This window comes from Achromobacter sp. Marseille-Q0513, assembly GCF_018195695.1.
Classification (GTDB): Bacteria; Pseudomonadota; Gammaproteobacteria; order Burkholderiales; family Burkholderiaceae_B; genus Achromobacter.
Window position 1 is genome coordinate 1 of record NZ_JAGTJY010000427.1, and the last position, 681, is coordinate 681.

1 protein-coding gene and 1 pseudogene are annotated in these 681 nt (G+C 64.0%); both read left to right on the plus strand.

Translation table 11 applies throughout. The annotated features are described in order from the left end of the window. Positions 1-391: pseudogene (locus tag KDH83_RS31070) on the plus strand (pilus assembly protein); the annotation flags it as partial. Positions 392-414: 23 nt separating this feature from the next. Continuing rightward, on the plus strand, positions 415-681 hold a 267-nt coding region (locus KDH83_RS31075; RefSeq protein WP_212322950.1), incomplete at its 3' end, for a hypothetical protein.

Sequence of the window (681 nt, forward strand, 5' to 3'; positions counted from 1 at the left end):
CCCCAGGAGTACCCCGCCAAGGCCGCGGGCCGAGCCGCAGGCCGAAGCGCTCTCCCGCCTGTACGTGATACCGGTCAAGACGATGCAGGTCGACGGCGCGCCGAAGGAGAAGATCACGGCGCCCATGTCCGTGGCCATCGGGTATGGCGTGCTGGTGCGCCACGTCCCACCAGCGGCCAAGCAGGTCGCCAGTTGGACCCATCGCTGCGCGGACGGGGGCATGGTGCTTGAAAACACAGGCAACGTAAGAGTGGTGTTGCCCGAGGCGACCAGCGCGGCGCGCGCCGCGCCGCAGGCCCTGGCGCTGTTTCCCGGCGTACCGCAGCGCATCGAGGGCGGGACATTGCAATGGAAGGACGGCGGCGAATCGCGCTCGCTCGCATGCCGTTGATTACGCAGGCAAGGAAGACAGAGATGAGCATGGCTGGCAATCACACCTGGCGTTGGAGCCGCGGACTGTACCAGGGGCTCGTGCTGCTGGCGGCGCTGGGGCTGCATACTCCGGCAACGATGGCGCAAAGGAACCCCACGATCGTCAAGGCGAACGTCCTGCAAGACGGCTACAGCAATTGCAGCTATCAGGAGTCCCTTTATAGCGTCACGTTCCGCTTCTCGATCACGTTCGCGAATGCGCAGTTACAGATGAATGGCCGAAACTTCTATTCCAGAGCTCTGTTGGTA